Origin of the sequence: Spirosoma sp. (assembly GCF_048594605.1) — a bacterium.
In the GTDB taxonomy this organism is placed as follows: Bacteria; Bacteroidota; Bacteroidia; order Cytophagales; family Spirosomataceae; genus Spirosoma.
On the sequence record NZ_JBMDWV010000090.1, the window covers coordinates 1 to 9,345 of the forward strand.

A 9,345-nucleotide genomic window follows, 5' to 3' on the forward strand; every position below is an offset into this window, starting at 1 on the left:
GGCTACCCGAACTGGCTTTAACTGTCGCTAATCTGCGACGTTACCGTTTGGTGCGACGCGACCTGTATACAGGTCTAACGTTAACACCTTCACGGTTGGTTCGCTTGGTAACTCGGTGAACCTTCCGGGTTGAAACACGACGGGTTATACCCCAATGCGTTTCAATGATTGAAAGCTTTTTCATGATACTAGCATGTAAAAGTTTCGTAACGTCGGCTCAGGACACCCCTGTATGCCGATTTGTAAGCCCCCTTTCAAGGCACTATCTGTAGGAGGTGAATGCCTTGGTTGGGGGTTTTCCTTTATGAGAGTTCAGCCTCTTCTTCAGTCAGAAATAAGCCTAACCCTTTTACCTTATCTCTAAGTTTTGCTTCGTAATTTGGTTTAAGTTTCTTGGCCTCTAAGTTCTGAAAAAATTCTGGTAATCCGTTTAAAAACTGTGTAGTTATCTTTCCACCCGCCGTTTTTTGATAAACAGGAACGCCTACAATGTGATCGCTCCCACGGTAAGATGCCAAAATTCCACTTAGGGTTTGTCCGTGTTTCCTCTTTGCCTCGTGGTCCATTTTAAGATAATTAGATATTTCTGACGGGGTTAGTAAATTGTCTGCCCCCCTAATAGCTTCTCTTGCCAGATCAAGCCAAGAAACGCTAACAGGTTTGGACCATCCATCTACTACAGGTGAGGTTGCATCGTCGAAAATAGGCTGTTGTGTAGGACCTATATTATTGTATAGGTTAAATGAGTTTGACGCTCTCCCATAGCGTAGCGGAAGAAAGTTGCCATTTGCAATTGCTGTTTTATTTGACTTGTTACCAATATTGTACTCTTTCTTTAAAGCCTCAATTGTAATAGTCAATTGTCTTATTCTGTCACGTGATGAAGCCAGCTTGCTTTCGAGGATTTCTACTTGCCTGGTTTCTGTTTGCTTTTTGGCTTCTAAATCAGAAATAATTTGAAGAATCACGTCGCTAGAGGGCGGGGGCGCAGATGTGCTAATAGGAGGTTCTGTAATCATGTCTGTAGGAGTTTATACACAAATGTATGCTTTTAATGATGTCAATTGCAAATATTCACGCGTCTGTTTTAGGGGCTAATACTTCAATTTTTAGCGGTGTGCGATTTCTGGTTATATGAGATAATAAAAGCATACACTATAGCCATAAAAAAGCCCCGATGGTATAACCATGCAGGGCTAAAGAAAAAGTGTCTTAATTATATATATTAGTTACTTATCAATTGGGTCTGTTATGTGATTCATTACCCATATTTATTTCAGTGGCTGCGCTTTTATGTACACTGCATTATGGACAGCCTTGACCGACTTCGCCAGCGTTTCGGTACGCTTATACGACCAGTCGCATACGCCGAACGTATCGGCCGCTTGATTGTGGAACAGGCATTTCTCAGAAAGACCAGCCGCAAAATTCAGTTTCTGACTAGCAACGCCAGATAGCACTACGTTGAGTTGGTTGAGGAAAATCCCGAACTGGTTCAGACAATTTCGGTTCGGCATCTGGCTTCTTATCTGGGCATTGAGTCCGAAAGTCTCAGTCGTATTCGCCGGAAAATTGGATTACTCTTTCCTGAAACTCAATTCTGGGTAGCCTGGGGATTGATTTTATTGCTCATCGCTATTTTTCCGGCCAATATTAACGTAGCGATCAATAATCTTCCTCCACCAGGTGGACTACCCACCAAACCCTGGTACGTCTGGTCGAGGTTATTTTTTCATCCGCTGTACATTCTCTGGAGACGCGGCCCTGAGCAATGCCTTCACCTCTAGCCTATTCATGATCCATAAAGAAGTCAGTTGCAGGTTAAGGAAACCTTCTATCAACCAGATGTATACAAGGACCTTAAACAAAAGATGTTTCAACGTTACCTTGCATCTTTCCCGCTGTCACTCGTATCTTTGCGCAACGTTTGCGTTAGCATCTGTTTTTAAGTTACAAGCGGCACATAGGCGTGCCGTTTTTCATAAAAGAAAAAATCTATTAATTCGATAGGCATTATACTGTATGCAAAAACAGATAGCCTCTACGCCTGAATCAGCCAGTGCTACGCTTACGTCGGAGTCACATGCCATAAACCTTAACGGGTTGACCATCAGCCTGAAAGGCGATAATGCCGCTGAGCAGGCAGAAGCTTTGCGAGCGGCATTTCCATCGGCGAACATTCAGACAACCTTGACCCGGCCGATGCTACGTCGTCGGACCCGCACCGAAATTGCGATCTACGTATTTTCGGCTCTCGCCCTGATGATCGTTGGGCATTTGCTACTCAGCTACTTCACACTGGATCGTTTAACACTTATCGCCGGTGCCGTTAATATCACGCCCGATATTTTTTACTTTATCATGGCGGGATTCATAGCGCAGATGATCGATGGAGCCCTTGGCATGGCCTATGGCGTAACGGCCACTACGTTCCTGACCAGTGTAGGTATTAGTCCGGTGTTTGCAACGGCCAGTGTACACAGCTCCGAGATATTTACAAGTGGCGTATCAGGCTATATGCACCTTAAATTCGGAAACGTCAACAGCCGGCTTTTTAAGGTTGTTCTGATTCCGGGCGTTATTGGCGCGGCTTTGGGAGCGTATCTAATCACCAGCTTATCGGATGTGGAGGTGATAGCTGATTATCTTTCTCCAGCCATATCTGTTTATACAGCCATCTTAGGAGCACTGATTCTGAAAAAAGCACTGGCAAAACATCAGAAGAAAAAACCCGTCCGGCAAATTGGGCTACTGGCCTGGTTTGGCGGATTTGTCGACGCCATTGGTGGTGGGGGCTGGGGGCCCATTGTTAACTCAACGCTGATTGCCGCCGGACGGCATCCACGCTATACCATTGGTTCGGTTAATCTGGCTGAGTTTTTCGTATCGTTTGCGTCGTCGGTTGTCTTCGCTCTTTATGCCGGTCTGGACAATTACGGCATGGTTATCATAGGCTTGATCCTGGGCGGCATGATTGCAGCCCCTATTGCAGCCCGGCTGGCGCAGAAACTCCCCGTTAAAACCATGATGATTTTAGTCGGTATTGTCATCATCATCGTAAGTTTGCGGAAAATCATTAAGTTTTTCTGACAGGGTCGACAATCCGAGCAGAACTTGTTACGTACATAAAGATTCTGTTCAGCCCGTCAATTCTGCCAAAACAAGTCTATGAAAAAACAAACCAAAGCCATTCGTATTCAAGCAGATAAATCGCAGAATCGTGAACACTCGGTCCCGCTTTATCTGACCTCAAGTTTTGCGTTTGAAAGTGCGGAGCAAGGAAAAGCACTGTTCGACGAGACTGAAGAAGGTAATATCTACTCGCGTTTCTCGAACCCGAACGTAACGGAGTTCGTCGAGAAAGTTTGCATGCTGGAAAATGCCGAAGAGGGTATTGCGACGGGTACGGGTATGGCAGCCGTTTTTGCCAGTATGGCGGCTTTGTTAAAATCAGGCGATCACATTGTGGCTTGTCGGGCTTTATTTGGTTCTGCTCATCAGATTATTACGCAGATTCTGAGCAAGTGGGGCATTACACATACCTACGTCGACGCAACAGCTACCGAAGCCGAGTGGGAAGCCGCCATACAGCCCAACGCCGGAAGGCCAGCCGCCAAAATGGTGTATCTGGAAACACCCTCCAACCCCGGTCTGGAACTGGTGGATCTGGAGATGCTGGCTCGGTTAAAAGCCAAATACAACTTTATTCTGAACGTCGATAACTGCTTTGCGACGCCAATCCTGCAAACGCCTATCGATTACGGTGCTGATCTGTCGGTGCATTCGGCTACGAAATACATGGACGGACAAGGGCGCGTATTGGGCGGCATCGTCGTGGGGCGGGCTGATCTGATTCAGCCGATACGTTTCTTTGCGCGGCACACCGGCCCCTCACTATCACCGTTCAATGCGTGGGTGCTATCAAAAAGTCTGGAGACGCTGGAGCTACGTATGGAACGCCATTGCAGCAACGCACTGAAGCTGGCCGAAGCGCTGGATGGCCATGCCGACGTAGCGCGTGTACTGTATCCATTTCTTCCCTCTCACCCACAATACGATCTGGCCAAGAAGCAGATGAGCGCAGGTGGTGCCATTGTGACAATTGAACTCGAAGGCAGTTTTGAGCGCGTAAAGGCGTTTTACGATGCTCTGACGATTCCTACCCTTTCCTCAAATCTTGGCGATTCGCGTACCATTGTGACCAACCCGAATACGACGACACACGCCAAACTAAAGCCCGATGAGAAAGCGGCTCTGGGTATTACGCCGGGCCTGATTCGGATCTCGGTTGGGCTCGAAGCCATCGAAGATTTGATCGAAGATTTTACGAAAGCAGTAGAAAAATCGGCGGAGGTGATTAAGGAGAACGTAGCCTAGGTGTCCAACATGATACGTCCCCGATCAATCCTTACTTTTCTTTTGTTACTGGCTGTGCAACTGACAACTGCCGAGGCCCAATCAGAACAAAAACCGCTACGTGTAGGCGTTATCGGTCTGGTGCATGATCATGTGGGCGGCATACTGAATAAAGTATTTAAAAAGGGAAACCAAACCGATATTGAGATTGTCGGCATTGTTGAACCCAACCGCGACGTAGCCGAACAGCTTTCCAAACGGTACGGCTTTCCGATGAGTCTGGTTTATCCGACCATTGCCGCCATGCTCGACAAAGTCAAACCTGAAGCCGTAACGGATTTCGGGCCAATTGTCGATCATAAGAAAACGGTGGAAGCCTGTGCTCCGCGCGGTATTCATGTGATGGTCGAAAAGCCGCTGGCCACTACGTATGCCGATGCCAAACAAATGGCGGCACTAGCCAAAAAGCACAACATTCAGCTCCTTACCAACTACGAAACAACCTGGTACGGTAGCAATCATAAAGCATACGCCATTGCCAACAAAGAAAAATCAATTGGCGATCTGCGGAAAATTGTGGTGCACGACGGTCACGAAGGGCCTAAAGAAATCAATGTCAGCAAGCAGTTTCTGGCGTGGCTGACCGATCCGGTCCTGAACGGCGCGGGCGCTCTGTTCGACTTCGGCTGTTACGGGGCGAATCTCTCGACCTGGCTCATGCACAACCAACGCCCGGTTTCGGTACAGGCTGTTACGCAACAGATAAAACCCGACATTTACCCAAAGGTTGATGATGAAGCGACGGTTATTCTAACGTATCCGAAAACACAGACGATCATTCAGGCGTCGTGGAACTGGCCGTTCGGGCGGAAAGATATGGAGGTTTATGGACAGACTGGCTACGTAAAAACCCTGGATGGCACACGTATGCGCGTTCGGCTAAAATCCGAAAAAGACGAACAGTCTCTTGACGCTACGTCCTCCGATGCGCCTGCTACTGACCCGTTTGCGTACTACGCAAAACTGATCCGTGGAGAAACTAAACCCGACGAATTAACGTCATTAGAGAATAACGTAATCGTCATGGAAATTCTGGACGCTGCCCGTCAGTCGGCGAAAACGGGAAAAGCCGTTCTATTAAAATAAAGCGAAAGCGATGGGTACAGTTATATATTGGACCGGGCTGATAATTTTACCGTCTGCTTTTCTATGGAGTTTTATTCTGATTGCTCCCTGGAAATATTTCCGACGATACATAACAGTAAACATTGCTACGTTTTTTGCATATGCTTTATTTATCAACTACGAAACGCGAAATGATTTAGATGGCTGGGGAGTTGCTATCCTAGGCATGATGGCTTTTTATAACCATTTTATTATTGGGCTACTGATTGCTCTATTTATTAAAAAAGTGTACTTATAACACTTATGATTACCGAACCTACTATACATACGCTCGAAAACCTCAGTGAGCATTTGCACGGCCTGAGTAACGTAGATGCGCTACGTACACTGGCCGACTTATTTCCGGGTGAAGTGGTTTTCTCGACCAGTCTGGGTTATGAAGATCAGGTCATTACCGATCTGATTCTGGCGAACGACATCCCGATTAAGATTTTCACGCTCGATACAGGCCGAATGTTTTCGGAAACGTATTCGGTCTGGAAAAAAACCAACGATCGCTACGCTACGAAGATAGAAGCTTATTTTCCAGAGCGGGCCGCCGAAGAACGCCTGATGACCGATAAAGGTCCGTACAGCATGTACGATTCGGTGGAAAATCGGAAAGAGTGCTGCGGCATACGCAAAGTGGAACCGCTGAATCGGGCATTAAAAGGAAATAAAGTCTGGATTACCGGCATCCGGGCCGAACAATCGGCCAACCGGCAAGGCATGACGCAACTGGAATGGGACGAGTCGCACAAGCTGTTCAAATTTCACCCCTTGATGGACTGGACCTTTGAGCAGGTAAAACAATACGTGAAAGACAACCACGTACCATACAACCCACTCCACGACCGGGGGTTTGTCAGCATCGGTTGTCAGCCCTGCACCCGGGCCATTCAGGAAGGTGAAGATTTCCGCGCGGGCCGCTGGTGGTGGGAAGACAACTCCAAGAAAGAATGCGGCCTGCATACGCACGAAGAAGCTTTTAAACCTTAAAGTGCGAATGAGCGAACGAGTGGATATTTCTAAACATTCTTTCGCTTAGTCGCTCCGATCCGGCGCCCCGGTTCACTCGTTAAAAAATGAAACTCGATTATTTAGATCAGCTCGAATCCGAAGCCATCCACATCATGCGGGAAGTGGCCGGGCAATTTGAGCGTCCAGCCCTGCTCTTTTCGGGCGGCAAGGATTCCATTACGTTGGTGCATCTGGCGCTGAAGGCCTTTCGGCCGGGCAAATTTCCATTCCCGCTACTGCACGTCGATACGGGACACAATTTTCAGGAAGCGCTTGATTACCGCGATAATCTGGCCGAACGTATCGGTGAAAAACTCATCGTTCGCTACGTAGAAGATACTATTCGTGAGAAGAAACTGAAAGAGCCAACCGGGCGTAACGCCACACGTAACGGCCTGCAAACCTTTACGCTGCTCGATGCTATTGAAGAGTTTGAGTTTGATGCCTGCATTGGTGGCGCCCGTCGGGATGAAGAGAAAGCGCGTGCCAAAGAGCGGGTCTTTTCAGTACGTGACGAGTTCGGCTCGTGGGACCCCAAACGTCAGCGCCCTGAACTCTGGAACCTGTACAATGGCCGGATTCATAAAGGCGAAAACGTGCGCGTGTTTCCGATCTCGAACTGGACCGAGCTAGATGTCTGGAACTATATTCGTCGTGAGAAAATCGAGCTGCCCAGCATTTATTTCGCACACGAGCGTGAGTTGCTTATTCGCGACGGAAAGCTAATGGCTACGGCCGGTGGGGTGATCAAGCCTGAGGCCGATGATCAGATTGTTACGCGCCGGGTTCGGTTTCGTACCGTTGGCGATATTTCCTGCACAGCCGCTTCCGAATCGCAGGCCGATACGTTAGACGCGGTTATTGACGAAATTCAGGCGACGCGCATCTCCGAACGGGGCGAAACCCGCATGGACGATCAGCTCTCTGAAGCCGCTATGGAAGACCGCAAGAAAGGCGGATATTTTTAATTTTGAATGAGTGAATGATAGAATGATAGAATGGTTTTGCGCCAGCTAACAGGCCGTTCTATTATTCACTCATTCACTCATTCGCTCATTCAAAATTGAGTAGATGGATCTTTTACGATTTATTACCGCCGGATCGGTTGACGACGGCAAAAGCACGCTGATCGGGCGGCTTCTTTACGACTCCAAATCCATTCTGGCTGATCAGCTTGAAGCCATCGAGCGGGCCAGCAAAAGCCGCGACGATGGTGAAATTGACCTCGCGCTGCTGACCGACGGACTCCGTTCCGAACGCGAACAGGGCATTACCATCGACGTAGCCTATCGGTATTTTCAGACGCCAAACCGCAAGTTTATTATTGTCGATGCACCGGGGCATATTCAATACACCCGCAACATGGTGACGGGGGCATCGAACTGTCAGTTAGCGATTGTGCTCATTGATGCGCGGCAGGGTGTGGTTGAGCAAACGCGTCGGCACTCGCTGATTGCGTCGCTGCTGGGCATTCCGCACATTGTAGTGGCTGTCAACAAGATGGATCTGGTGGATCACTCGCAGGATGTGTTTTCCAATATCTGTATTCACTACGCCGAACTGGCTAAAAAACTGAACGTACATCAGGTTACCTACATTCCGATTAGTGCGCTCAATGGCGACAACGTAGTGGATAAATCAACGACCATGACCTGGTACGATGGCCCTACCCTGCTGGAACATCTGGAGACTGTAACCATCGATGATGACGTAAACGGCGTTACCGAAGACCATCACCCGGCACGTTTTCCGGTTCAATACGTTATCCGGCCACAAACGGCTGATTTGCACGACTATCGGGGATATGCCGGTAAAATCACGAGCGGTATATTCCGTAAGGGCGATGCGATCACAGTCCTTCCTTCGGGCGAAACATCGACCATCGATGCGATTGAAATAGCCGAGCAGCACCTCAACGAAGCCGCTACGCCCATGTCGGTTGTGCTGCACTTAGCGACCGATGTAGATATAAGCCGTGGCGATTTGATTGTCCGCTCGAACAGTCAGCCTATTAGCAGCCAGACGGTTGAAGCGATGCTTTGCTGGATGGATACGAAAGAATTTAAAGCTGGGAACAAATACGTATTGCAAGTCGGTACGTTCCGGACGCGCTGTTCAGTTCGCGAAATCGCGTACCAACTGAATGTTAATACGTACGAAGAGACGGAAGGTGTTGAGAGCCTGAAACTGAACGATCTGGCCAAAGTTGTGCTACGTACGGCACAGCCTATCAGTTTCGATCCGTACCAGAAAAACCGCGCTACGGGCGGAGCCATTCTCATCGACGAAACGTCGAACGTAACAGTCGGTGCGCTGATGCTGGTTGGTGAAGCGTAAAAAATTACTACGTAGTGATACACCAAAACCACCCGCCGCGCGCTCTTCGGGTCTTTTTCTTCTCACACTACGTAGCCTTATAACTGCTCTAAAATCCGTTCCATCGAAACCTCATGACCGATACGTGCTTTCAGCTCGCTGATTGGAACCCGAACCTGCTCGGTCGTATCGCGGTAACGTATCGTCACGGTATCGTCTTCCAGCGACTGATAATCAACGGCAATACAGAACGGCGTACCGATCAGATCCTGACGCGTGTAGCGTTTGCCGATAGCGTCGCGCTCTTCCATAATCACGCGAAACTCTGAACGCAGACTCTTTACAATGGCTTCCGCTTTTTCGGGCAGACCATCTTTCCGGACCAGTGGAAACACGGCTGCTTTCACCGGCGCCAGTGCCGGATGCAATTTTAGATACGTCCGATCTATCTGCTGATCGCCTTCACCAACGGTTTCTTTAGTAAAGGCA

The 9,345-nt window shown here is 48.5% G+C and carries 11 protein-coding genes; 8 read left to right on the forward strand and 3 right to left on the reverse strand.

The features are described 5' to 3' along the window. Positions 1 to 302: 302 nt before the first annotated feature. Both ACOJS8_RS05070 and ACOJS8_RS05075 read right to left on the reverse strand, forming a co-directional pair. Positions 303 to 1,019: a hypothetical protein gene (locus ACOJS8_RS05070; RefSeq protein WP_420147447.1), complete on the reverse strand. Its 717-nt coding sequence runs from the start codon at positions 1,017 to 1,019 to the stop codon at positions 303 to 305. A 252-nt stretch (positions 1,020 to 1,271) separates the two neighbouring features. After that, positions 1,272 to 1,460, reverse strand: coding sequence for a hypothetical protein (locus ACOJS8_RS05075; protein WP_420147448.1), 189 nt, complete (start codon positions 1,458 to 1,460; stop codon positions 1,272 to 1,274). Between the two features lie 9 nt (positions 1,461 to 1,469). Here ACOJS8_RS05075 and ACOJS8_RS05080 point away from each other — a divergent pair, with 9 nt between their 5' ends. The 8 genes from ACOJS8_RS05080 to ACOJS8_RS05115 all read left to right on the forward strand — a co-directional run bounded on the left by ACOJS8_RS05080 (position 1,470) and on the right by ACOJS8_RS05115 (position 8,877). After that, a complete protein-coding gene (locus tag ACOJS8_RS05080; RefSeq protein ID WP_420147449.1) occupies positions 1,470 to 1,787 on the forward strand; it encodes a hypothetical protein in 318 nt (105 codons plus the stop codon). A 235-nt stretch (positions 1,788 to 2,022) separates the two neighbouring features. Further along, positions 2,023 to 3,090 carry a sulfite exporter TauE/SafE family protein gene (locus ACOJS8_RS05085; RefSeq protein WP_420147450.1) on the forward strand — a complete coding sequence of 356 codons (1,068 nt, stop codon included), beginning with the start codon at positions 2,023 to 2,025 and terminating at the stop codon, positions 3,088 to 3,090. A 78-nt stretch (positions 3,091 to 3,168) separates the two neighbouring features. Next, entirely contained in the window at positions 3,169 to 4,377 is a 1,209-nt protein-coding gene (locus ACOJS8_RS05090; RefSeq protein ID WP_420147451.1) for a trans-sulfuration enzyme family protein, read from the forward strand. 9 nt (positions 4,378 to 4,386) lie between these two features. After that, on the forward strand, positions 4,387 to 5,502 hold the full coding sequence (locus ACOJS8_RS05095) for a Gfo/Idh/MocA family protein (protein ID WP_420147452.1): 1,116 nt from the start codon (positions 4,387 to 4,389) through the stop codon (positions 5,500 to 5,502). Positions 5,503 to 5,512: 10 nt separating this feature from the next. Further along, complete coding sequence (locus tag ACOJS8_RS05100; protein WP_420147453.1) at positions 5,513 to 5,779, forward strand: hypothetical protein; 267 nt, start codon at positions 5,513 to 5,515, stop codon at positions 5,777 to 5,779. A gap of 5 nt (positions 5,780 to 5,784) precedes the next feature. After that, positions 5,785 to 6,519 (forward strand): phosphoadenylyl-sulfate reductase, encoded by a 735-nt coding sequence (locus ACOJS8_RS05105; protein ID WP_420147454.1) that lies wholly within the window; start codon positions 5,785 to 5,787, stop codon positions 6,517 to 6,519. An 86-nt stretch (positions 6,520 to 6,605) separates the two neighbouring features. Next, positions 6,606 to 7,508 (forward strand): sulfate adenylyltransferase subunit CysD, encoded by a 903-nt coding sequence (gene cysD, locus ACOJS8_RS05110; RefSeq protein ID WP_420147455.1) that lies wholly within the window; start codon positions 6,606 to 6,608, stop codon positions 7,506 to 7,508. Positions 7,509 to 7,611: 103 nt separating this feature from the next. Further along, positions 7,612 to 8,877 carry a sulfate adenylyltransferase subunit 1 gene (locus tag ACOJS8_RS05115; protein ID WP_420147456.1) on the forward strand — a complete coding sequence of 422 codons (1,266 nt, stop codon included), beginning with the start codon at positions 7,612 to 7,614 and terminating at the stop codon, positions 8,875 to 8,877. 77 nt (positions 8,878 to 8,954) lie between these two features. Here the strand turns inward: ACOJS8_RS05115 and ACOJS8_RS05120 are convergent. Then, positions 8,955 to 9,345, reverse strand: a 391-nt coding sequence (locus tag ACOJS8_RS05120; RefSeq protein WP_420147457.1) for a His/Gly/Thr/Pro-type tRNA ligase C-terminal domain-containing protein, incomplete at its 5' end; no start/stop codon positions are given.